Annotated in this window: 19 protein-coding genes; 12 read left to right on the top strand and 7 right to left on the bottom strand. The window is 70.4% G+C overall.

The annotated features are described in order from the left end of the window. Positions 1–437 precede the first annotated feature (437 nt). Positions 438–1,178, top strand: a complete 741-nt coding sequence (locus AB0C02_RS22865) for a class I SAM-dependent methyltransferase (protein WP_357550737.1) — start codon at positions 438–440, stop codon at positions 1,176–1,178. Between the two features lie 63 nt (positions 1,179–1,241). Here AB0C02_RS22865 and AB0C02_RS22860 read toward each other — a convergent pair whose 3' ends face one another. Continuing rightward, positions 1,242–2,192, bottom strand: coding sequence for a glycosyltransferase family 2 protein (locus tag AB0C02_RS22860; protein WP_357550735.1), 951 nt, complete (start codon positions 2,190–2,192; stop codon positions 1,242–1,244). A 308-nt stretch (positions 2,193–2,500) separates the two neighbouring features. On the opposite strand from AB0C02_RS22860, the gene AB0C02_RS22855 reads away from it, so the two are divergent. From AB0C02_RS22855 to hppD, 6 genes are all read left to right on the top strand, one after another. Then, positions 2,501–4,276 carry a non-ribosomal peptide synthetase gene (locus AB0C02_RS22855; protein ID WP_357550734.1) on the top strand — a complete coding sequence of 592 codons (1,776 nt, stop codon included), beginning with the start codon at positions 2,501–2,503 and terminating at the stop codon, positions 4,274–4,276. Next, a complete protein-coding gene (locus AB0C02_RS22850) occupies positions 4,273–5,187 on the top strand; it encodes an ROK family protein (protein WP_357550733.1) in 915 nt (304 codons plus the stop codon). The genes AB0C02_RS22855 and AB0C02_RS22850 overlap by 4 nt, the downstream gene beginning before the upstream one ends. Further along, the gene (locus tag AB0C02_RS22845; protein WP_357550730.1) at positions 5,184–6,074 is read left to right on the top strand and encodes an HAD family hydrolase; all 891 of its coding nucleotides are present in this window, start codon (positions 5,184–5,186) and stop codon (positions 6,072–6,074) included. Before AB0C02_RS22850 ends, AB0C02_RS22845 begins: the two co-directional genes overlap by 4 nt. A gap of 419 nt (positions 6,075–6,493) precedes the next feature. Next, on the top strand, positions 6,494–8,146 hold the full coding sequence (locus tag AB0C02_RS22840) for a hypothetical protein (protein ID WP_357550727.1): 1,653 nt from the start codon (positions 6,494–6,496) through the stop codon (positions 8,144–8,146). After that, complete coding sequence (locus AB0C02_RS22835; RefSeq protein ID WP_357550726.1) at positions 8,077–8,913, top strand: phytanoyl-CoA dioxygenase family protein; 837 nt, start codon at positions 8,077–8,079, stop codon at positions 8,911–8,913. The genes AB0C02_RS22840 and AB0C02_RS22835 overlap by 70 nt, the downstream gene beginning before the upstream one ends. A 33-nt stretch (positions 8,914–8,946) precedes the next feature. Beyond that, the gene (gene hppD, locus AB0C02_RS22830; protein WP_357550724.1) at positions 8,947–10,023 is read left to right on the top strand and encodes a 4-hydroxyphenylpyruvate dioxygenase; all 1,077 of its coding nucleotides are present in this window, start codon (positions 8,947–8,949) and stop codon (positions 10,021–10,023) included. Positions 10,024–10,069: 46 nt separating this feature from the next. Here the strand turns inward: hppD and AB0C02_RS22825 are convergent, their stop codons facing one another. From AB0C02_RS22825 to dcd, 4 genes are read right to left on the bottom strand one after another with little or no spacing between them, the layout of a single operon-like run. Further along, entirely contained in the window at positions 10,070–10,495 is a 426-nt protein-coding gene (locus AB0C02_RS22825) for an HIT domain-containing protein (RefSeq protein ID WP_357550722.1), read from the bottom strand. Then, positions 10,492–11,580 (bottom strand): glycosyltransferase family 4 protein, encoded by a 1,089-nt coding sequence (locus tag AB0C02_RS22820; protein WP_357550720.1) that lies wholly within the window; start codon positions 11,578–11,580, stop codon positions 10,492–10,494. The genes AB0C02_RS22825 and AB0C02_RS22820 overlap by 4 nt, the downstream gene beginning before the upstream one ends. Beyond that, entirely contained in the window at positions 11,577–12,101 is a 525-nt protein-coding gene (locus AB0C02_RS22815) for a deoxycytidine triphosphate deaminase (protein WP_357550719.1), read from the bottom strand. Before AB0C02_RS22815 ends, AB0C02_RS22820 begins: the two co-directional genes overlap by 4 nt. Further along, positions 12,098–12,625, bottom strand: coding sequence for a dCTP deaminase (dcd, locus tag AB0C02_RS22810; RefSeq protein WP_357550718.1), 528 nt, complete (start codon positions 12,623–12,625; stop codon positions 12,098–12,100). Before dcd ends, AB0C02_RS22815 begins: the two co-directional genes overlap by 4 nt. Positions 12,626–12,922: 297 nt before the next feature. Here dcd and AB0C02_RS22805 point away from each other — a divergent pair, with 297 nt between their 5' ends. The 5 genes from AB0C02_RS22805 to AB0C02_RS22785 all read left to right on the top strand — a co-directional run bounded on the left by AB0C02_RS22805 (position 12,923) and on the right by AB0C02_RS22785 (position 18,453). After that, positions 12,923–14,083 carry a glycosyltransferase gene (locus tag AB0C02_RS22805; protein ID WP_357550716.1) on the top strand — a complete coding sequence of 387 codons (1,161 nt, stop codon included), beginning with the start codon at positions 12,923–12,925 and terminating at the stop codon, positions 14,081–14,083. Continuing rightward, entirely contained in the window at positions 14,071–15,087 is a 1,017-nt protein-coding gene (locus AB0C02_RS22800; protein ID WP_357550714.1) for an ATP-binding cassette domain-containing protein, read from the top strand. Before AB0C02_RS22805 ends, AB0C02_RS22800 begins: the two co-directional genes overlap by 13 nt. 77 nt (positions 15,088–15,164) lie before the next feature. Then, positions 15,165–15,923, top strand: a complete 759-nt coding sequence (locus AB0C02_RS22795) for an ABC-2 family transporter protein (RefSeq protein ID WP_357550711.1) — start codon at positions 15,165–15,167, stop codon at positions 15,921–15,923. 5 nt (positions 15,924–15,928) lie between these two features. Then, positions 15,929–16,729, top strand: a complete 801-nt coding sequence (locus AB0C02_RS22790) for an ABC-2 family transporter protein (RefSeq protein ID WP_357550707.1) — start codon at positions 15,929–15,931, stop codon at positions 16,727–16,729. A gap of 95 nt (positions 16,730–16,824) precedes the next feature. Beyond that, positions 16,825–18,453, top strand: a complete 1,629-nt coding sequence (locus AB0C02_RS22785) for a GNAT family N-acetyltransferase (protein WP_357550706.1) — start codon at positions 16,825–16,827, stop codon at positions 18,451–18,453. Between the two features lie 48 nt (positions 18,454–18,501). Here AB0C02_RS22785 and AB0C02_RS22780 read toward each other — a convergent pair whose 3' ends face one another. Then, positions 18,502–19,743, bottom strand: a complete 1,242-nt coding sequence (locus AB0C02_RS22780) for an MFS transporter (protein WP_357550705.1) — start codon at positions 19,741–19,743, stop codon at positions 18,502–18,504. A gap of 99 nt (positions 19,744–19,842) precedes the next feature. Next, positions 19,843–21,093 (bottom strand): DUF6271 family protein, encoded by a 1,251-nt coding sequence (locus AB0C02_RS22775; protein WP_357550703.1) that lies wholly within the window; start codon positions 21,091–21,093, stop codon positions 19,843–19,845. Positions 21,094–21,583 lie beyond the last annotated feature (490 nt).

Genomic DNA, 21,583 nt, shown 5'->3' with positions numbered 1-21,583 from the left:
GCCCGCGGCCTGCCCACGTCCGGCTGCAGCGAGGGACACACCGCACGCGGCGGCGGCCTCAGCCACCGCGCTCAGGTCCCCGGGCACCTCCTCGCGTTCCAGACGCGGACCGCCACGCCGGGCCTACGGATCGCCGTGCCCGGAGTATGTCGGGCGCCCGGTAGGCGACCGACGCCTCGTCCGGCAGGTCAGGATCACCTACCGATGGGCGACCACCTTCCACCGCGGCCATCGATGAGCATGAGAATCTGTTAGGGTTCCGTCATTCCCGGCCAGGCGTGAGCCGCCGGGAGGGCGGCCGAGGCCGGGAACGCGCCGTGTGACGGTGCCGGCACTTCGCAGCTATCTCCGTGGCCTGGCAAGCCCGGCACCAGCCGTCCCGGCGGTATGTCTCCTCCCCTTTTCGGAATCGATGCGGACAGCCCCAGGAGGAAAAGATGTCCGACGATGTGAACGAGTCGCCGCGACACGGCTCGGCGGTGCTCCCGGAAGCCGGCGCCGGCGCCGGCACGCTCCAGGACACCTTCACCCGCATCTACACCAGCGGTGACTGGACCCTGGTCGACGACGACCCGACGGTGGCCGACGCCGAGTCCCGGTCAGGACTCGGCTCGAACCTCACGCAGACCGCCACGCTGCGGTCGGCGATCCCTGGTCTGCTCGGCGACCTGAACGTGACAAGCATTCTCGACGTGCCCTGCGGCGACTTCTTCTGGTTCTCCCGGGTCGACCTGGGCCCCGTCGGCTACATCGGTGCCGACATCGTGCCCTGGCTCGTCGAGCGGAACCGGGAACGCTACGGTCGTCCGGGCCGCGAGTTCCGCGTCGTCGACCTCACCCGGGACCCGCTGCCGCCGGTCGACCTGATCTTCTCCCGCGACTGTCTGGTGCACCTCGGCAACGACGATGTGCTGCGTGCGCTGGACAACATCCGGCGCAGTGGCGCGACGTACCTGGCGACCACCACGTTCACCGATCGTGCGGAGAACTCCGCCGACATCGAGGCCGGTGGGTGGCGGCCGCTCAACCTGCGGCGGGCGCCGTTCCTGCTGCCCGAGCCGATCCGGCTGATCGACGAGCGGTGCACCGAGGTGCACCGGTACGAGGAGGACGGCAAGGAGATCGAACTGCGCTTCCCCGACAAGTCCATCGGCGTATGGCGGATCGCCGATCTGTGAGGCCGGGGTGCTCGCCGCCTGCTGTCGTCCGTGCCGGTGAGCATCGGCACGGACGACAGCAGGTCACGCGTCGGCGAGCAGGGCGCGGATCTGCGCGTACCGATCCTGCAGTTCGGCTGGGAGGTCGTCGGCGATGCCCGCCGGGAAGGTGGCGACGCACTCCTCCACCCGGGACAGGATCATCTTGCGGGTCTCCGGACCGGCCTGCGGCAGGGCCACCAGGACCGCCTCGAAGTCGTACCTGATCATGAGTTTGTCGTGCGCCGGTTTTGCCGCAGCGGCCAGCTCCAGGAAGACCGCGTTGGTCCGGGCGACCGCGTTCATCAGGGCGAGGACGTTGTCCGGGTGGCCGAACGCGCCGGTGATGGAGGTGGTCTCCTGCGCGGTCCGCATCCGCCATCGGTAGACGATGTCCGCGAGCACGTCGACCGAGGACGCCCTCGCGTGCGCCTCGGCCGACACCGCGATGTCCTCGTACAGCACCGCGTCGAAGCCGAACCGGTGATCGTCCCAGAACGCCCTGCGGTACATCTGGTTCCACATCGTACGGTTGGCGACCAGTGCCGGGTACCGGGTGATGTGCGTCCGGCCGGCCGCGGTCCGCCCGATCTCCTCGTGCAGCTCGGAGAGGAACGGCGGTTCCTCGCCCACGAACCGCAGCACCCGTCCGCACGCGATGTCGGAGCCGGTGGTCTCGAGCGAACGGATCATCGACGCGTACGCCTCGGGCGGCACCTCGTCGTCGCCGTCGGCGAACGCGAGGTAGGTGCCCCGTGCCTCGGCGATGCCGCGGTTGCGGGCCGGCCCGGGCCCGGTGTTCTCCTGTCGGACGACGTGGAAACGGGGGTCCCGGTCGGCGAACCCGGCCGCGATGGTGCTGCTGCCGTCCGTCGAGCCGTCGTCGACGAGGATGGCCTCGAAGTCGGTGTGCCGCTGCATGCGGAGCGACTCCAGGGCGCGGGCCAGATAGGGCCGTACGTTGTAGAACGGCATGACGATACTGAGCGCCGGCATGATGAACCTTGTCTCGATCGGGGCCTCGCGGCCGTTCCGCAGGGATCCATGCTCACCAAAGTCCTCTGTGGATATGGCGTGAACCGCGATCTATATTAGGCATCTTGGCGACGGCGTCGAGCCAGGCAGATCGGTGTATTTCGGTCGTGGCAGGCCAGCCGCATTGCCGGAATCAGGCAATCCGGCTGCGCCTGGGGCGGCCGGCGACGCAACTTGACGACAAGTCGGGCAACAACGTGCCAAGGGCGTGAACGGGACAGCCGTACCACCACCGACACCGGCGCATCGCCGCCAGAACGGAGCCTCCGTTGGACCAGCGGACGACCCTGCACGCCATGGTCGAGCACCACGCGCATACCGCTCCGGACCAGCCGGCAGTCATCGCGGGCGGCGTGACGACAACGTACCGGGAGCTGAACGAGCGGGCGAACCGGATCGCCCGCAGACTCCAGGACCTGGGCGTCGGACCGGGGACCCCGGTCGGGGTCAGCGTCGACCGGACGTGCGACATGCCGACCGGGCTGCTCGCCGTCCTGAAGGCCGGAGGCGCCTACGTCCCGCTGGACGCGACGTGGCCGGCCGACCGGCTGACCATGATGATCGAGGACACCGCAGCGCCCGTCGTCGTTTGTGGAAGCCGGACCGCCGGGCTGCTGCCGGCCCACGACGCGACGGTCGTGCTGATCGACCGTCCGGAGGACTTCCGCGGATACCCGGCCGGCGACCTGGACGTGCCGGTCACGGCCGGCGACCCGGCCTACGTCATCTATACCTCCGGCTCCACCGGCCGGCCCAAGGGCGTGCTGGTCACGCACGACAACGTGGTGAACCTGGTGAGCAACCAGAACTACGTAACGGTCATCCCCGGCGACCGGGTCGCCGCGCTGGCCACCCTGGCCTTCGACGCGTCCACCTTCGAGCTTTGGTCGCCGCTGGTCAACGGCGCAACCTGCATGGTGTACGAGTTCGCCGGCGACGACCTGGCCTCCCTGATCGCGAAGGTGCGCCGGGACGGGGTCACCGTCCTGCACCTGACCAGTCCGGTCTTCCGGTTGCTCGAACCACAGCACTTCGCGGCGCTCGACAGCGTCCACACGCTCCTGTTCGGCGGCGATTCGGTCCGAACCGACATCGGCGTCCGCGCCCGCGAGTCCTTCGGGGGACGGCTCGTCCATTTGTACGGCCCGACGGAGACCACCGGGTTCGCCACCTTCCAGGACCTGGCGGTGATGACCGGCAGCGCCCCGCACGTACCCATCGGAAGTCCGCTCCGGAATGTCGAGGTCCTGGTGACCGACACCGAGGGCCGGCCGGTCGCCGACGGTGAGGTGGGCGAGTTGGTGATCGGTGGCAGGGGCGTGGCGCGTGGCTACCTGAACCGGCCGGAGAGCACGGCGGAACGCTTTGTGCCGGACCCGCAGGGCGGACCCGGCGCGCGCCGCTACCGTACCGGCGACCTGGCCCGGATCGCGCCGGACGGCACGATCCAATTCCTCGGCCGCCAGGACCGGCAGATCAAGGTACGCGGCTACCGCATCGAACCCGGCGAGATCGAGAGCGCGCTGACCGGGCATCCGGACGTCCGTGACGCGGTGGTCGTGGCCCGGGAGGACGGGACCGGCGACAAACGGCTGGACGCCTACCTGGTCCCCGCCGACCTCGGCGATCTCACCGAGCGCAGGCGTCTGGTGGCGGCGGTCCGGGAGCACGTCCGCGCGACGCTGCCCGGTCACCAGCACCCGGCCACGCTGACCGTCGTCGCGGACATCCCACTGACCGGCAACCTCAAACTGGACCAGGACCGGCTGCCGCCGCCGGAGTTCGAGCGTGCGGGACCGGCCCCGGACACCGCCGACGGTCCGGCCGGCGAGCTGGAGGCGATGCTCGCCGAGCTCTGGCGCGACACGTTCGGCGTGGAGGACGTCCATCCCGACGACGACTTCTTCGCACTCGGCGGCGACTCGCTGGCGGCGGTGCACGTGGCCACGGCGGTGGAGAAGGCCACCGGCCGGACGGTGACGGTCAAGGACATCTTCGAGCATCCGACGATCCGCCGGCTCTCCCTGGCGGTGACCGCGGCATGACCGCGGAACCGCTCGCCCTCGGCCTGGACATCGGGGGGACCAAGGTGGTCGGCGGCGTCGTGGACGCGGACGGGACGATCATCTCGACGATTCGCCGGGCGACACCCGCCGCCGGCGGGGACGCGCTCCGGGACGTCGTCGTCGCCGTGGCGCGGGACCTCAGCGAGCGGTTCCCCGTGGCGGCGATCGGCGTCGGAACCGCCGGCCTGGTCGATCCGACCCGTTCCACCGTCCTGTTCGCGACCCACCTGGGCTGGCGGAACGAGCCGGTACGAGCACACCTGGAGGCGGCGGCCGATCTGCCGGTGCTGGTGGAGAACGACGCCAACGCTGCGGCCTGGGCAGAGTTCCGGTTCGGCGCGGCCCGTGACGCCACCGAGTCGATGATCATGCTGACCGTCGGCACCGGCATCGGTGGCGGTTTCGTCCTCGGCGGCGAACTGGTCCGCGGGGCGACCGGGACCGCCGCCGAGCCCGGTCACATGGTCGCCGTTCCCGGCGGGCGGCTCTGCGGGTGCGGCCGCAACGGCTGCCTCGACCAGTACGCCAGCGGGCATGCCCTCGTCCGGTACGCGCGGGACGGCGGGTTCCTCGACGGTACGGCCGTCGCCGCGGCCGCCCGGATGGGCGATCCCGTGGCGACGGGAGCGTTCCAGCAGGTCGCGGGGTGGCTGGCTGGTGGTGTGGTGGACCTCGTCCAGCTGCTCGACCCGCAGGTGGTCGTGATCGGCGGCGGGTTGGCCGAGGCCGGCGACGTGCTGATGGACCCGCTGCTCGAGGCGTACCGCAAGGAGTCCGGTGACCGGGGCGGATGGCCGGGACCGCAGCTGCGGGCGGCCGGGCTGGGAAACCTGGCCGGTCTCGTCGGCGCGGCCGATCTCGCCCGACGGCACCGGGGGTCACCGCGATGACGCTGCTGATCGCGCTCGACGTGGACGGCACCATCACCGGACCCGGCGGGACCGTCTCGCCCCGGGTCCACGCGGCGATCCGCGCCGTTCACGGCGCGGGCCACCACGTCGTGCTCGCCACCGGCCGGTCGCCGCGGGCCACGGTCGCGGTGCTCGGCGGTCTCGGCCTGGCGGAAGCGTACGCGGTCTGCTCGAACGGCGCGGTGACCGTGCGGGCGCAGGGGGACAGCCGCGCCGGGTACGCCGTGGTCGCCGAGCGGATCTTCGACCCGGGACCGCTGCTGGCCGCCCTGGCCGGGGATCCGTCCGGCTGCGCGGCAGCCGTCGAACCGCCGGGGGAGCACGGCTTCCGGGCCACCGCCGGGTTCCCGGCCGGTGAGCTGCCCGGGCCGGTGTCCGTGACGTCGTGGGAGCGGGCCGGGGCGTACGGCGCCCGGCGGGTGATCGTCGAGGGGATGGCCCGGTCCCGGTTCGTGGCGCTCGCCGCAGTGCTGGGCCTGGCCCCGGTCGACGACACCACGGGCCGCACGGGTGGGTCGGAGGTCGGCCCGCCCGGTGTCTCCAAGGCCTCCGCGCTGGAGGGCCTGCGGATCGCCCTGGGCGTCGGTGCGGACGCCACCGTGGCCGTCGGCGATCACGTGAACGACCTGGAGATGGTGCGTTGGGCGGCGCGCGGGGTGGCGATGGGGCAGGCGCCCGCCGAAGTACGGGCGGCCGCCGGCGAGGTGACCGGGACCTGCGCCGAGGACGGGCTGGCATGCGTACTGGAGTCAATCGTGGACGGACGAACGGGGGACGGGCATGGCGATCGTGTGCGTGGAGGACTACCGGGCTCGGGCACGCGACCGGGTCGCGGCGCACAACGGGGACTACCTCGAGGGCGGTAGCGGGTCCGAGCTCTCGGTGGACGCGGACCTGCAGCCTGCGCCGCGCCAAACCTTCCAAGATCGAACTCTACCGCCTCCAGGCGCTGGAGAACGCGCTGGAACGCCATCTGGGCAAATGGTCCGGCGCACGCTGGCACACACCCGCCGGCGGTTTCTTCATGGTCGTCGACGTTCCGTAGACGACCGACGAGAAACTGCTGGAGACATCCGCAGCGGAATACCGCGTCCTGTAGACCCCGACGAGTTTCTTTTACCTCGGCGACGGCGGCCGCAATTCAATCCGGCCATCGTGCAGCGCCTTGTCCGCCGAGGAGACCGATGAAGGAGTGCGCCGTCTTGCCGAACTCGTTCGCGACCACCGGACCTTGCTGCTCTGAAAGGCGGTACGGGAGATCCACCGGACGGCCGGAGGAACGGCGATGAACCTGACCAGGGCACAGAAGTTCCAGTGGCACCTCGAGAAGGGACTCGCCGAAGGCGTACACGTGCTGCCCAGCCCCTCGGTGGCCGATACCCGAAGCCTGGTGGCCGCCCTGGCCGCCCGGTTCGAGGTGTTGCGCACCTCGATCGACCACATCGACGGCGAGCCACGGCAGGTCCTGCACGACACCGGCCACCCGCTCCGCGTGGTCGACCTGGACACGCCCGACGAGCTCAAGCCCCGGATGGCCGCGCTGGCCGAGGAGTTCCGGCGGGAACAGCAGGGCCGCCCGGGCGCGCTGCTGGCCCGGTTCTTCCTGCTGCGCACCGCCGACCGCGGCTGGCTCGGCATGGTCGCCGACAACGTCGCCGTCGACGCCGCCTTCCACCAGGTGATCGAGCAGGAGACCAGCCGGATCCTCGGCGAGCCCGCCGGTCCGGACGTCCTGGGCGGCGCGGAGGGCATCCAGCCGCTCGCGGCCGCCGCCCTCGAAGCCGGACCGCGAGGCACGCGGGACCGGGAACGGGCCGCCGAGATGCTCCGCCGCCACTTCGCGGCCGCCCCGCCGCGCATGCACCCGCGCCGGCCGCCCGGGGCCACGGCCGACGGCCGGTACTACCGGCGGACACTCGAGATCCCCGATGCCGACCGGCTGTTCGCGCGGCTGGTCGCGGCCGGCGACGCGCTACCGTCGGCGCTGATCCTGGCGGCCTTCACCCAGCTGATGTGCGTCCGCAGCGACCAGGACGACTGCACGGTCAACGTCTCGATGGACAACCGGCACAACCGGGAACTGCGGCTCACCCTGTGCGCCACGGCGCAGCGCGTCCCGGTCACCCTGTCCGGCGCCGGCCGGACGTTGCGGACGTACGCCGCCGACGTACAACGAGCCCTCGTGGAGGGCTACCCCGTGTACGGGCGGTACGACCCGCAGGACCTGATCGCGGAACGAGACCGGGCACAACGACGCCGGGGTGTGTGCCTAACCCCGGACCTGGCGTTCAACTTCGTACCGCCGCCGCAGGGATGGACCTCGCTGCTGGCTGAGGCCACCAGGCCGCTGCCGGCGCGGGAGTCGACGATCACCGGCTCCACCACCGGGGAGGTCTCCTACGAGTACGCGGCCAGCCTGTCGATGCGCTGGGCGGACGCCCGTACCGGACGGCTCTCGATCCACGGCGATGCCGAGGCGCTGCCGCCCGGTGATGCCGCAGCGTTGCTCCGCGGCATCGAACTGATGCTGGTCCGCCGGGCGGACGGCCGGGACAGCGAGCCGGGACGGATCGCCGAGGAGACGGGGCTCAGCGCACCGCAGCGCACCGGCACCGCGATCCGAGCCGGCGGCCGCTGGATCGACACCGGCCCGATCAGCCGGATGCTGTGTGAGCGGGACGACGTCGTCCGTGCCGAGGTGCTCCCCGACCCCGGTGACGAGGCACGGCTGATTGCCCACGTCGTAGCCGCTCCCGGCACGAATCCCCGCCCTGACGACCTGCGTGCCGGTCTGCTTCCCGCGGTCGGGACCGGCGCCCTGCTGATCATCCCGGACCGCTACGAGATCACCGATCGAACGGAGAACGCATGCCCGTCACCACCGAACCCGTCATCACCCCGGAGGAGGTCGACCGTTTCCGGTCCGACGGTTTCCTGATCATTCGGGGCGCCCTGAACCCGGACGAGGCCCGGCACTACGCCGAATTGATCCGGAACCTGCTGCCCGGCGACTTGCGGATACCGGAACACTGGCAGGCCTTCGACGGCCGGCTCAAACCCTTCCAGGCCCCCGGCGTCCAGGCCTTCGACGGCCCGGACTTCATCCCGCTGTTCCAGAACGAACGGCTGTACGCGGTGATGACCCAGCTGCTCGGCTCCGAGCGCCTGCTGGTCCGGGACGGCTCACTGGCCATTACGCTGCGCAACGACGCGAAGCGGGCCGGCGAACTGAGTCAGCGCCTGCACCTCGACCCGGCGGTGCCCGAGGACGTCGACGACTTCCTCTTCACACCGGAGGAGATCGAGATCGGCGGGTGCTTCTACTTCACCGACGTGGAGCCGGGCGGCGGCGGCATCCACGTCGTCCCCGGCGGTCACCGGTTCGTGGAGCAGAACGCCCGGGGTGTCCCGGCCAGCCGGCAGTTGCACGACAAGTGGCGCGACATCCCCGGCCTGGAGACAGTCGAGGTGACCGGGTCGGCCGGCGACTTCGTACTGATGCACCACTTGATGCCGCACGCGGCGTCGCACAACCGCAACCCCACCACCCGGGTGGCCCAGTTCCTGCGCTACTCCCGCGACGACGCGCCGTGGGGCCTGGGGGAGCGCCCCGGCGACCGGCCCGGTGCCAACGGGTTCGGCCCGGCGCAGCTCGCCGCCATGACGCCGCTCGGCCGCCGGCTGCTCGGCGTGGACCCCTGGTGACCCCTCCACCGAGTTCGACAGGGAGATAACGACGTGATCGACGACTTCGAGCTGGACCACGTGGTGATGTACGTCCAGGACCTGGACCGGCAGACCACGCTCTGGCACGACCACTACGGATTCCGGGAGGTGGCCGTGGCCGGGTCGCCCGCGCAGGGCTTCCGCTCGGTGCTGATGGTCCAGGGCGACATGCGCCTGGTGCTGACCGAGGCGACCGACGAGGGGCATCCCGCCGCGGCCTACGTGCTGGCGCACGGCGACGGCGTCGCCGACATCGCCTTCGGCACCTCGGACGTACGCGCCGCGTACGCGCAGGTCGTGGCGGGCGGCGCCCGGGTGATCGCCGAGCCGCGGGAGCACGGCGACTGCGGTGACGTGGCCGCCACCGCAGTGGTCTCCGGGTTCGGCGACGTCGTGCACACACTCGTCCAGCGGCGTGGCACCGGCCTGCTTCCCGGCTTCCGTGCGCTGCCCGCCTCCGGGGACGACCCGGCCGGCGACGGCTCCCGGCTGTACACGATGGACCACTTCGCGATCTGCCTGGGGACGGGTCAGCTGGACTGGGCGGTGGACTTCTACCGGTCGGCCTTCGGGTTCGACGACATCTTCGCCGAGCGCATCGTGGTGGGCTCACAGGCGATGATCTCCCAGGTGGTGCAGAGCCGCACCGGCCGGATCACCTTCACCATGATCCAGCCGGACCCGAACGCCGATCCCGGCCAGATCGACGAGTTCCTCAAGAACCACGGCGGGGCGGGCGTGCAGCACATCGCGTTCACGACCGAGGACATCACTCGTGCGGTCCGGGCGCTGTCCGACCGCGGCGTCCGGTTCCTCCGCACGCCGGGGGCCTACTACGACCGGATCGGGGAACGCCTGCAACTGCGCAAGCACCGGCTGGACGACCTCCGGGAGCTGAACATCCTGGTCGACGAGGACCACGGCGGCCAGTTGTTCCAGCTGTTCACGCAGTCCGGGCACGACCGGCGCACGCTGTTCTTCGAACTGATCGAGCGGTGCGGCGCCGAGACGTTCGGCAGCTCCAACATCAAGGCCCTCTACGAGGCCGTCGAGGCGGAACGTCTGGCCGCGCACGGCGACCAGAACTGACCCACCAAGCGGCGGCCGGGTCCACCCGGCCGCCGCCTCCGGTGGGTCAACCGCCGGCGGTCGTCCGCAGGTCCAGGCGCCGCCGCATGCCCTCCAGCCTCTCCAGCGGGACCGGGGACGCCACCCACGGCCGCTGCAGACGGTCGTGCGTGGCCCGGGGCACCACGTGCAGGTGCAGGTGGAAGACGTCCTGCCAGCCGGCCTCGCGGTTGGCCTGGAACAGCGTCAGGCCGTCCGGGTCCAGCTCCGAGCGGATCCGCGCGGCGATCCGGTGTGCGGTCCGGGCGACCGCCGACCAGTCCTGCGGCCGGATCTCCCACAGGTCGGCCGCGTGCCGGCGGGGCACCACCAGCGTGTGCCCCGGCGTCACCGCCGTGATGTCCAGGAACGCCACGGTGGTCTCGTCCTCGTACACCATGGGAGCCGGGTGCGTGCCGGCCGCGATCGCGCAGAAAACGCAGCCGCTGGTCATGCGCGCGCGACCTCGGCCGAGAGCGTGAGCAGCGCCGCCGCGGTCGCCGACACCGGGAAACGGGCGCTGTTCGCCAGCCCGGCGGCGCGCCGGTCGTCCAGCACCGCCGGGTCGCGCCGGAGCCGGCCGACCAGCGCAGCCACGTCGGCGGGACTGGTGAAGTCCACGGCCACGGCACTGTCCGCGAGAACCTCGGAGAGACCGGGCACGGCCTGGAAGGCGACCGGCAGACCGCAGGCCTGCGCCTCGACGGCGGCCAGGCCGAATGCCTCCAGCCGCAGTGACGGGACGACGAGCAGGTCGTGGCGGCGGAACTCGCGCCACAGCTCGGGACGCGACTTCCAGCCCAGGTAGGAGACGTTGCCGAGGTCGTGGGTGGCGGCCAGTCGCGCGTACTCCCCGGGTGGGGCCGCGACCGACAGCCGTACCCCGTCCAGCCCGGCGACCAGGGCGAGGATCGGCGCGGTTGCCTTCTCGGCGGTCAGCCGTCCCGCGTACAGGATCCGCAGCGGCCCCTCCCGGTCGCGGGGCTCGCCCGCCCCGGCGGCGATCAACGCGTCCGGCACGCCCCACGGTATGTGCACGACCGGCCCGCGCGGCGGCGCGCCCAGGGCGATCAGCCGGTCGGCCATCGCCAGGGTCGGCACGACGACCGCGTCCGCCTCGGCGGCGGTCTGCCGCAGCACCTCGGCCTGGGTGGGGTGGCTCTCGGCGAACAGCAGGTCGGTGCCGTGCACGACGGCGATCCCGGGCAGACCGGGGAACGCGCGCCGCAGCGCGGGCGTGGCGCCGAACGCCAGGTGCTGCAGGTGCAGGACGTCGTGCTGCCCCGGCTCGAAACGCTCGCCCACGGCTGCGGCGAGTTTCTCGGTGTACGCCCGGAACGCCGTGCCGTCCAGCGTCTTGCCCTCCACCTCCAGCACCACGGGCCCGGTCCCGGGGACGGCAACCCCGGGATCCGCCGGTGCCAGCATGAAAACGTCCGACCGGATCAGCGGACGGTCGCCGAGGTAGAGGTCGAGCAGCAGCTCGACGCTGCCGCCCGGCGTGCCGTACGGGAGGTCGATCCCGGTGAGGATCCTCACCGCATCTCCTCGTAGAGGCGCGACACGTCGATACCGGTGCTGGCGATGTATTTCTGCCCGATGTCCTGGTAGCTGACGATCGCGCCGCTGGTTCGCAGGAAGATGATCTTCCCGAACGTCATCCGCGGATAGATCCGGGTACGCCGGGCCACCCGGATCTCCAAGGTCCAGCGGATGCCGTGACCGGTGTGGCCCAGCGGCGCCGACACGTGCACCCACACGCCCAGGGCACCGAGGCTGTGGTCACCGTTGATGAACTGGGCGTACAGCTCGGAATGGGTGCGCTCGTGCGTCACGCCCAGGTACAGGTTCCCCGGGAGCAGTTCCATGCCCTCCGGGGGGATCACCTGCTCGACGAACGTCGACGGCCGGGCCGCGTCCAGGTCCGAGTCGCAGACCCGGATCGTGTCGCCCAGCCGCCAGTCGTACGCGTTCGGCGAGACCCGACCGGCGTCGTACGGCTCGATGCTGATGTCACCGGAACTGACGGCCTTGCGGATCTCCGGTCCGGTCAGGATCACATCGTCCCCACAACGTCGTGCCAGTACCGCGACTCCTGGGGACCGGCGGCCCGCTGGTACTTGCCGGAGTACAGTTCGATTTCGCCGTACGACTCGAAGAACATGATCTGGCCGATCTTCATGCCAGGGTAGACCCGCAGCGGACGTACCGGGGAGAGCATCAGGGTCCACTGGCCGTGGAAGCCGATGTCCCCGATCGGAGCGGTGATCTCCACGAAGAGACCGAGTCGGCCGACCGAGGAACGGCCGAACAGCAGCGGAACGTAGTAGTCGGAACCGACCTCCTCGACGGTGTGCCCCAGGTACAGCTCGTCGGGGCGCAGCACGTAGCCGTCGTTGTCCATCGTGATCGATCGCGTCGGGTTCGGCCGGTAGGCATCGATGACGTCGGTCTGGTACGTGCGCAGCGTGCTGCCCAGACGCACGTTGTAGCTGTTCGGGTTCACCTGGGCAGCCTCGAACGGTGATATCCGGATACGCCCGCTCGTCGTGGAATCGATGATTTGTGGACCAGTGAGAATCATACGGGCATCATGGCTTTCCCGGGACCGGCGTGGCGCTGGACGTTCGCTTGCGCGGTTCCTCGAGAAAGTCGCTTGACTGCCGCAAAACGTCGCCGCATCGGCGTACCTCCCCGTGTATGGCCGAGCTGGACGCATACTACTGCCCTAATGGATCTCTGTCGATAACCGAATTGCATCCGGTTTACGATCCATCGTGGACCTTTGACGCATTCAGGGGCTCGGGTATGCTCCACGAGCGGATCGATCGCGGTGATCCGCTGGCGTTTGCCGCGAGCCACCGACAGGGAAAGCTGGGAAATGAAGGTCAGCGTCGTCATCCCCTCGTACAACGACGGTCCACAGCTACGTGCCTGCTTGGCAACCCTGACCCGGCAAGACCTGGGCGGTGAGCACACGCTGGAGGTGGTGGTCGTCGACGACGGTTCCGACGACGGCACCGCGGACGTCGTCCAGGACGTGGCGAGCCGTCCCGGCCTGACCTTCGACCTGCGCTACCACTTCCTGCCCCGGACCGCCGCGTCCGGGCGTTCCGCGGCACGCAACCACGGCATCCGGCAGACCACCGGCGAGGTCGTGGTGCTCGTCGACGCCGACGTGCTTCTCCCGCCAGGCGCCCTGGCCGCCCACCTCGACTACCACCGCCGTCGACCGGACCTGGTGGTCACCGGGCCGCGCGGCTGGTTCTCCGACGTGGACATCGACCCGGACGGCCCGGACACCGCCGAGGCCTGGGCGGAGCTGGTCCCGCTCGCCGGCGCGGACCTGCGCGACCACGTGTTCGCCGTGCTGTCGGACAACCTGAACAACCTGGCAACGGCCTGGCACTTCACGTTCAGCTGCAACGTCTCGGTGCGCCGCGAGCACCTGCTCGCCTCCGGCGGCTTCGACGAGAGCTTCACCGGCTGGGGCCTGGAGGACAGCGAGCTCGGCTACCGCCTGCACCGGCTGGGGCTCTCGTTCGCGTACAGCCGGGACACCATCGTCTTCCACCAGCATCCCCAAATCCTGAACGAAGACATGTACCGGGAGTGGCTTGCCAACCTTGTCCGGTTCACCGGCAAATACCCGAACGACCCCGCCGTCATCGCGCAGTGGGTGATGGACCGCGTGTTCAAGCGGGTGAATGGCGACCTCACCTGGCTGGAGTGCTGCCGTCGTTTCGAGGCGGCGGTGCGGGCCCTGGACGGCAGGCTGCCAGAACGTGCCAACTACGAGCTGATCGAGGTCAACACAGGCAACCTCGCCGAGGTGCTGTCCGGTCTGCCGGAGCGGGCCAAGAACGCGGATCTGCTCGTGCTCGACCACACCGGCGACAGCGAGCTCGCCGCCACCGTCCAGTGTCTCGACTCGCCGCGGGAACTGTCGTACTTCAACCGCCCGGCCGATGAGGACCGCGCCGCGATCCTGGCCGCCCACCGGATCACCGCGCCGACCGGGGATACCGCGTGCCACCCGTGATCCGTGCCGAGGGCCTGACCAAGCACTTCCGGCGGCCCCGCCGCTTCGACGGTCCCCTCGGCACGTTGCGCACAATGGTGACCCGGCAGTACGAGGAGACCCGGGCGGTGGACGGCGTCGACTTCACGGTGTCGGCCGGGGAGCTGGTCGCCTACCTCGGGCCGAACGGCGCCGGCAAGAGCACCACAATCAAGATGATGACCGGCGTGCTGGTCCCCACCGGCGGTCTGCTGGAGGTCAACGGCACGGTTCCCTGGCGCGACCGGGAACGCAACGCGATGCACATCGGCGTGGTGTTCGGCCAGCGCAGCCAGCTCTGGTGGGACCTGCCCCTGATCGACTCGCTGGCCATGCTCGGCAAGCTGTACCGGCTGCCGCACGCCACGTACCGCCGCAACCTGGACCGCCTGGTCGAACTGCTGGACGTCACGCCGTTCCTGCACCAGCCAGTACGCCAGCTCAGCCTGGGCCAGCGTATGCGCGGTGACCTCGCCGCCGCCATGCTGCACGAGCCGCGCATCCTCTACCTCGACGAGCCGACGATCGGCCTGGACGCGGTCGCCAAGGTCCGGATGCGGGACTTCGTCGCCGAGATGAACCGGGACAACGGCACCACCGTGGTCCTGACCACGCACGACCTGGTCGACGTCGAGACGCTGTGCGACCGGGTCGTGGTGATCGACAGCGGGCGGGTGCTGTACGACGGGAAGCTCGCCGACCTGAAGGCCCGGTACGCCCCGCACCGCATCCTGGTCGCCCAGCTCGCCGCCGAACCGGTGCCGGCCGGCACCCGGGCCGGGACCCTGCGGTCCTCCGGCATCCCCGGCGAGGTGATCTCCGAGGAGAACGGTGTGCTCCGGGTCCGTTTCGAGGCGGCCCGGGTCAGCGCCCAGGAGATCATCGCCGCGGTCAACGAGCAATGCCCGTTGGCCGACCTCACGATCGTCGAACCCGACCTCGAGGACGTGGTCCGTACCCTCTACGGCGACCGCGGGGCCGCCTGATGCCGGTCGGAGCCGCCACCCGCCAGGACGGGCCGTGGCGCAACGTTCCCGCGTACGCTCAGATCATCCGAAGCCGGATGAAGACGGCCCTGACCTACCGTCAGAACGCCGTCTTCACCCTGGGCATCGTCATCGTCCAGATCTTCATCCTCAGCCGGGTCTGGACCGCGCTGTACGGCGACGCCGGGACAGTCAACGGGATCCCCCTGTCCGAGATGCTGCTCTACCTGACGCTGGCGAACCTGCAGGGGTGGGCGGTGCAGGACGCCACGGTCTGCTCCTACCTGTGGGAACGGATCCGCGAGGGGCGGATCGCCTTCGACCTGCTGCGTCCCGCCGGGTTCATCCCGCAGGTCATCGCCCAGCTGGTCGGCAGCGCACTGATGATGACGACGTTCGCCGTGGTGGCGCTGCCGGTGGTCGCGATCATCGGCACACTCGGCGCGCCCGCCTCCCCGGCGGCGTTCGGCCTGTGGCTGGTCAGCCTGCTGTGCGGCATCGGCGTCGCCGTCATGCTGAACCTGATGATCTGCCTCAGCGCGTTCTGGACCACCGAGATCAACGGGACCATGATGCTGTTCTCCCTGATCAGCCAGTTCTTCGCCGGTGTCTTCGTGCCGCTGAGCTACTTCCCGGGCCTGCTGCGCACGGTTGCCGAGCACCTGCCGTTCCAGGCGACGACCTACACGCCGGTGGCGATCTACGTTGGGCACCTGGAGGGCGCCGATGCGATCCGCGCGATCGGCGTCCAGCTGGTGTGGATCGCCGTGCTCGCGCTGGTCGCCCGCTTGGTCTGGTCCCGGGCGCAGCACCGCGTCGTGGTGCAGGGCGGGTGACGGCGATGAACGACCTCCGGCTCACCCTGGAGCTCTACCGGATCGCCATCCGCGCCGAACGCCAGTACCGGCTCAACTTCCTGCTGATGTGCGTGCTCGGGGTGGTCTACCAGTGCAGCGGCATCGCGTTCGTCTGGGTAATGCTGCGGACCTTCGACACCATCGCCGGCTGGACGTTCGGCGAGGTGGCGTTCCTCTACGCGCTGCGGCTGCTCGCGCACGCGGCCTGGGCGGTGCCCTTCCACCAACTCGAGTTCATGGACGGCACGATCCGCGAAGGGCGTTTCGACCGCTATCTGGTCCGCCCGTTGAACCCGTTCCTCCAGGTCATCACCACCCGGTTCCAGATGAACGTGATCGGCGACGTGCTCGCGGCGGTCGTCATGTTCGTCCTCGCGGTCAACCTGGTCTCGATCGACTTCTCACCGGTGCACATCCTGTACCTGATATTCGCCGTGATCGGCGGAGCGCTGGCCGAGGGGGCCGCGAAGGTGTGCGTCTCGTCGCTGAGCTTCCGGTTCGTGCAGACCTGGGCGGCCAGCCGTCTCGCCGACAGCATCTACTTGATGTTCGGGTCGTACCCGACGAGCATCTTCGGCCCGGCGATGACCTGGGCCCTGACCTGGGTGGTGCCGGTCGCCGTGGTGGCCTACCTGCCGGCCGGTGTGCTCCTCGGGCGGACCGGGGACCTGCATGTTCCGGGGGCGGTGGCGATCGCGGCGCCGTTGGTCGGCCTGTGCTGGTTCCTCGTCGCCTACCGGTGGTGGCGCAACCAGGTGCGCGGATATCAGAGCGTCGGTGCCTGACCGGCAATAACTGGCAATCTGAGGCACATTGTTTGCCCTACCAAGGCAGTGATGATGGTAAATTCTTCTTGCCATTATCACGGGGGTGAACACCCATGTCTGAACCGGAACACCTACGGTCGGCCTTGCGCGACGCCGGCCACGACCAGATTGTCTACGACCTGACCGGCATCGAGCGGCAGTACGACACCCTCCGTGCCGAGCTGCCCGACATCGAGGTCCGGTTCGCCATGAAGGCGTGCCCGGTGGACGAGGTGCTCGCCTGCCTGGCCGACCGCGGCGCCGGCTTCGACGCCGCCAGTCCGGGCGAGATCCGCCAAGCCCTGCGTACCGGCGTTGCCCCGCAACGCGTGCACTACGGCAACACCGTCAAGTCCGACGCCGAGATCGCCGCAGCGCACCAGCACGGCATCACCACATTCGCCACGGACAGCGCCGAGGACGTCCGTGCCGTCGCCCGGCATGCTCCGGGCGCCCGCGTGTACTGCCGTCTGACGACCAGCGGCACCGGAGCGGTGTGGGGCCTCACCGGCAAGTTCGGCGCGACCGACCCGGCCGCCGTGCTCGAGGAGGCCCGTCGCCTCGGACTCGTCCCGGCCGGTCTCTCGCTCCACGCCGGCTCGCAGCAGATGACCGTCGCCGGCTGGCGGGAGGCTCTCGACGGCCTGGCCACCGCAGTGCTCGGACTGCTCAAGCGCGGTATTCATGTGGATCGCCTCAACCTCGGCGGCGGCCTGCCTGCGCACGGCTACCTGAACCGCGACGGCTCCCCGATGACCCCACCGACCGCAGGCATCTTCGCCGCGATCCGGGACGGCGTCGACCGCCTACGCGAGCTGGCCGGCGACAGTCTGGGTTTCGTGATCGAGCCGGGGCGGTACCTCGTCGCCGACCACGGCGTGATCCGTGCGCATGTCGCCCGACTGACGAAGCGACCGCAGCCCTGGCTCTACCTGAGCTGCGGTCGCTTCAATGGGCTCTACGAGGCCGACCAGCTGCGCTACCGCCTGGAATTCCCGACCCGGCGCGGCGGCCGGACCGTCCCCGCCGTCGTCGCCGGCCCCACCTGTGACAGCGACGACACGTTCGGCGGTGCGGCGGTGCCGGTGCCGGCGGCTCTCGCCTCGGGCGATCCGGTGTGGATCCACTCCGCCGGCGCGTACACCGTGGGCTACGCCACGCAGGGCTTCAACGGCTTCGCCCCGCTGCCCTGCGTCGCCGTCCGGGCCGAGCGCCTGCGCTCCATCCGGCCGGGCGACTGGCCGGGCATCACCGCGTTGGAAACCGAAGCGTACGGCGGAATCGGCCTGTCCGAGTCCCGCGCCGTGCTCGAATCCCGCGCCCGTGTCTCGCCGTCGACCTCGTTCGTCCTGGAGGTCGGCGGACGTGTCGGCGGGTACCTGCTCGCCCTGCCCTACCCGCGTTTCCAGTTCCCGGACCCGGCCCGTGCCGAGGAAGCCGCACACCACTCGTCCAACCTGCATCTGCACGACATCGTCGTCGGTGGGAGTCTGCGCGGTCGCGGCTGGGCCAGGCGCATGGTGCGGCACCTCACCAACGCCGCCCGTTCATCCCGGTTCGACCGGATCTCGCTGGTGGCGGTGGGCGGCACCACCGGGTTCTGGTCCGCGCACGGATTCCGGCCCCAGCCCGGCGTTGCGGTGCCGGCCGGATACGGCCCCGGCGCCGTCTACATGTCCCGCAGCATCACCGCCAATAAGTGATTTCCCGGCCCCCGCAACGGGGGAGGTCATGAACCTGTCAATGGGTTGCTATGCCGTTCGCCCTGGTGCGTTGCCGCCTGCCGAAGGAGAAGCCGAAGCCGGTAACGGCGCCTGACGTCCGGCGCCGGCCCGCGTGGTCGCCTCGGACGCGGGGCCGGTCACGAGTGACCACCGGGCCGGGAGGACGCACGCAATGATCAGCAAGGCGGTGCCGGCCACCATGGCCAGGCCCCAGGTCAGCGTGGTGGCCTCGGCGACGAAGCCGATCGCCGGCGGGCCGAGGAGCAGGCCGGTGGTGCTCATCGCGGCGGCGACGGACAGCGCGGACGAGCCGTGCCGGGCGGCGGCAACGTACAGGCAAGGGCTGACCGCGGCCATGCCAAGGCCCACACAGGCGAATCCGGCCAGAGCCGGGTAGAGGCCGCCAGCCGCCAGGGCCAGCGCCAGCGCGGTGCCGGCCAGCAGGCAGCCGGTGACGACGACCCGTTTGTCGCCCCACCGGTCGCGCCAACCGTCCGCGAAGAGACGGGCGACGATCATCATTCCTGAGGTGACCGCGATGCCCAGCGGGAGCAGGTGGCCGGGCGCGTGGGCGACGTCCTTCAGGTACAGGGCGGACCAGTCGGTCATCGCGCCCTCGGTGACGGTCGCCAACAGCATGGTGAAGCCCAGCAGGAGGACGCCTCCGGCGGGCACGGCCCGGCCGGTGCCGCCCGCCGGTTTCGGCGCCGGTGGCAGGTCCCCGTCGAGCAACCCGGGCCAGGCAGCGACCAGCAGGGCGAGCAGGAGGACGCCGCAGAGGAGGAAGTGCAGCGTGACCGAGGCGGTTACGGCGGTGACCGGGGCTGCCAGCAGGGCCGCGCCGAAGATGCCGCCGCTGAACGTGGCGTGCAGTTTCGCCATGGTGCTGCGCCCGGACGTGTTCTCCAGGAGCGCGCCCTGAGCGTTCATCGCCACGTTCAGGCAGCCGACCGCCACGCCGTCGGCCAGCAGCACCGCCAGCAGCAGGGGATAGGTGGGTGCGACGGCCAGGCCGGCGAGGGCCGCGGCCAGGGTCAGGATCGCCGCCGCGGCGAGGCGGCGGGAACCGTACCGCGCCATCAGCCTGGGGACCAGGGGGAATGCCAGGACCGAGCCGGCTCCGGCGGCCAGCAGCAGGACACCCACCTGGGCCGGTGACAGGTGCAGGCGCTCGGCCAGGGCGGGGATGCGAGCGGCCCAGGTGGAGTACTGGAAGCCGAGGGCGCCGAACAGTACGGCGATCGACAGCTGGGAGCGGCGGAACGACAAGGCGGGGCCTACCGATCGAGGTCGCGGGAGATGCGAGGGGCGCCGGGGCCGTCGGCCGGGGCCGGCGAGATTCGCTGACGGGCGGGGGACCGCGCGATGTCAGCCATGGTGCAGGGGAGTCTCGCGGGCGGCCGCGATCAGGGCTGCCCAGTCGTCGATCAACAGTGCGTACTCCTCGATGTCGCGGCGAGCCTCGAGCAGCAGCGTGTCGCGGCGTTCCCGGACCTGGTCGGCCACCATGGCGAACCGGCCGCCGAGTCGCCGGTACGCCTTTTCCAGCAGTTCGGCGGTCTCCTCGTTGGGCCCGCGTGGCTGCCAGGTGCTCTCCCGGACGATCGCGGCGATGTCACGCGGGTCGTCGGTGGTCATCCGCTGGTAGATGAAGTGGAAGTAGTACATCGACAGGATGAACTTGGCGAACCGCATCTGGTACGCCCGGAACCCGGCGTCGCTCTTGCGTTCCGCGGTGTGAAAGTTGACGATGTGCCGGTTATGCAGCAGGCCCGGCAGCCCCGCCCGGTGCGCCACGTGGATGAGGAAATAGTCGCTGCCGATCGTGTTGGTGGCCGGTGGCAGCGGCACCCGCTCGTGCAGGCCGTGGAAGGCGATGTTGTGCATGTCGACGCGCATCGGGTCGACGACCGACAGCAGCGTCCGGTCGCCCTCGAACGGCGCGCTGCCGGTGAACGACTCGTCGACAAGCGCGCGTTTCTCCGCCTCGGTGCTGCCCGGCGCGGCCCAGAGGCTGACCAGGTCGTAGTAGGCCTCGTGGTCGCGGACGTCCTCGATGTCGACCGACATCTCGCCGACGAACGAGGCACCGGCCATCGCCACGGTCAGGTCGTGGCGATCCGGGTCGAGATGGTCCTCGGTGGCTGTCACGTCACGGGCGGGCCGGCCGAGCGCGGACAGCTCAGCCTCGATGGGGAAGACCTTCCGGCCGGCGTACGTCTGGAAGTACAGGTCGGAGTCGCGGCGGTGCACCGACTCGCAGTTCAGCGCCGCCGCGATCAGGAAGGCCCGGTTGGTGCAGGCGCCGTACGACAGTTCGGCCGGCAGCAGCAGGTCCAGCAGCAGCTCGGGCCGGGTGACGCTGGCCCGCTCGACGACCCGTCGCAGAAACCGGCGCTGCTGCGTCTCGTCGAGGTGCACGACGTCGCCGGAGCCGGCCAGCACCTCGGCGTGTGCCGCGAACGCGTCGGACGAGTCGAGGACCAGCAGGCGGACGTCGGTGCCGCAACGGCGGACGGCATGGTCCGCCTCGGCGATCACCTCGGTCAACGTCGCGGAGCACTCCCGGTTGGTAGGCACCACGAGACAGGCCCGGCGACGGGCGTCGAAGCCGTTCAACTTTACTCCCGTTCCCACGGTTCACGCCATTGATTGCCGTCGTTATGAACCTAGTGCGTATCCGGCCGGGCACACAAGGGCAGCGGTGTGTCGCAACTGTCGAAACCCTGCACCGCATCCGCGACACCACATACGTCGAGGACGCCGGCCGCCTACGCGCCGGCAACGCACCCCGCGTCATGGCCACTCCGCGCAACACGGCGATCGGCCTGCTCCGGCTGACCGGCATCACCACCATCGCTGCAGCCCTGCGCCACAACAGCCGAAATCCAGACCGGCCACTCCAACTATTCAGACTCGCCTGAAACGGTCAAATGACAACCTTGCCGGAGTCCGGTCGAAGTTGCGTCCAGAATGGTGGTAGCTGACAGGCGCGAGGCATTGACATCGATCGCGCATCCCGGCAGGCTTTGCGAAACTGACTGGGGTGGTGAACCCGGTTGTTTCGAGGTTGTTCCGAGTGGCGCCGATCGATGTATCCCATCAGCGA

The organism is Micromonospora sp. NPDC048999 (assembly GCF_040649295.1).
In the GTDB taxonomy this organism is placed as follows: domain Bacteria; phylum Actinomycetota; class Actinomycetes; order Mycobacteriales; family Micromonosporaceae; genus Micromonospora.
This window is presented reverse-complemented; position numbering and strand designations above follow the sequence as displayed.

Bases quoted from the DNA above. Each gene is read 5' to 3' on its own strand.
- AB0C02_RS22865 (WP_357550737.1), top strand. From the start codon at position 438: ATGTCCGACGATGTGAACGAGTCGCCGCGACACGGCTCGGCGGTGCTC.
- AB0C02_RS22860 (WP_357550735.1), bottom strand. From the start codon at position 2,192: ATGCCGGCGCTCAGTATCGTCATGCCGTTCTACAACGTACGGCCCTAT.
- AB0C02_RS22850 (WP_357550733.1), top strand. From the start codon at position 4,273: ATGACCGCGGAACCGCTCGCCCTCGGCCTGGACATCGGGGGGACCAAG.
- AB0C02_RS22845 (WP_357550730.1), top strand. From the start codon at position 5,184: ATGACGCTGCTGATCGCGCTCGACGTGGACGGCACCATCACCGGACCC.
- AB0C02_RS22840 (WP_357550727.1), top strand. From the start codon at position 6,494: ATGAACCTGACCAGGGCACAGAAGTTCCAGTGGCACCTCGAGAAGGGA.
- AB0C02_RS22835 (WP_357550726.1), top strand. From the start codon at position 8,077: ATGCCCGTCACCACCGAACCCGTCATCACCCCGGAGGAGGTCGACCGT.
- AB0C02_RS22825 (WP_357550722.1), bottom strand. From the start codon at position 10,495: ATGACCAGCGGCTGCGTTTTCTGCGCGATCGCGGCCGGCACGCACCCG.
- dcd (WP_357550718.1), bottom strand. From the start codon at position 12,625: ATGATTCTCACTGGTCCACAAATCATCGATTCCACGACGAGCGGGCGT.
- AB0C02_RS22805 (WP_357550716.1), top strand. From the start codon at position 12,923: ATGAAGGTCAGCGTCGTCATCCCCTCGTACAACGACGGTCCACAGCTA.
- AB0C02_RS22795 (WP_357550711.1), top strand. From the start codon at position 15,165: ATGAAGACGGCCCTGACCTACCGTCAGAACGCCGTCTTCACCCTGGGC.
- AB0C02_RS22790 (WP_357550707.1), top strand. From the start codon at position 15,929: ATGAACGACCTCCGGCTCACCCTGGAGCTCTACCGGATCGCCATCCGC.
- AB0C02_RS22785 (WP_357550706.1), top strand. From the start codon at position 16,825: ATGTCTGAACCGGAACACCTACGGTCGGCCTTGCGCGACGCCGGCCAC.